This window comes from Blautia sp. AM47-4 (genome assembly GCF_003479865.1).
GTDB classification, from domain to species: domain Bacteria; phylum Bacillota; class Clostridia; order Lachnospirales; family Lachnospiraceae; genus Fusicatenibacter; species Fusicatenibacter saccharivorans.
Genome location: NZ_QUHY01000098.1, coordinates 1 through 853, shown reverse-complemented (window position 1 = coordinate 853; position 853 = coordinate 1). Strand labels below are relative to the sequence as shown.

The 853-nt window shown below is 48.9% G+C and carries 2 tRNA genes and 2 rRNA genes; all 4 read right to left on the bottom strand.

The features are described from left to right. Positions 1–245 precede the first annotated feature (245 nt). Positions 246–319, bottom strand: a tRNA-Ile gene (locus tag DW965_RS18785). 37 nt (positions 320–356) lie between these two features. Next, positions 357–429 (bottom strand) — tRNA-Ala (locus tag DW965_RS18780). Positions 430–435: 6 nt separating this feature from the next. Then, positions 436–553: ribosomal RNA gene (rrf, locus tag DW965_RS18775) — 5S ribosomal RNA — on the bottom strand. A 96-nt stretch (positions 554–649) separates the two neighbouring features. Further along, a 16S ribosomal RNA gene (locus DW965_RS18770) occupies positions 650–853 on the bottom strand; the annotation flags it as partial.

Sequence of the window (853 nt, the reverse complement as noted above, 5' to 3'; positions counted from 1 at the left end):
CTTAATGCTTGACCTGTATTCTTGGTCCGCTGCCATCATAGCGTTGATGACAGGCTTTTGTGTTCTCTGCTTTAAAAGCAATTGATTCAATAATCTTTCGATTATCTCTGGTTTGATAACATCACATGCTCTCACACATGATGCCTCGGATGTCTTTTCCTATCTCTAACGTTTTACGTTTTCAATATAGATTGTATATGCGGTTTTCAAGGTACATCTTTTGGACTTGAATAACTCAAATCCAGTGGGCTTAAGTGGACTCGAACCACCGACCTCACGCTTATCAGGCGTGCGCTCTAACCGGCTGAGCTATAAGCCCTCAGTCGTTTCCGACGCCCGGAAGTTTTCTTTCCGGATGGAGACGAAGAGATTCGAACTCTCGACCCCCTGCTTGCAAGGCAGGTGCTCTCCCAACTGAGCTACGTCCCCGTTTGAAGCTGGCAGCCACCTGCTCTCCCACACCGTCTCCAGTGCAGTACCATCGGCCGCTTAGGTCTTAACCATCGTGTTCGGGATGGGAACGGGTGTGTCCCCTAAGCGCATCGCCACCAGCAATAGTTATTCAGTTTTTGAAACTGTAAAGTCTACAGCTTTTGCTGTTCCTTAATAACTAAACAATGAAACCCATTCTTTACTTGTTCTTCCTTAGAAAGGAGGTGATCCAGCCGCACCTTCCGATACGGCTACCTTGTTACGACTTCACCCCAGTTATCAGTCCCGCCTTCGGCAGCTCCCTCCGTAAACGGTTGGGTCACTGACTTCGGGCGTTACCAACTCCCATGGTGTGACGGGCGGTGTGTACAAGACCCGGGAACGTATTCACCGCGACATTCTGATTCGCGATTACTAGCGA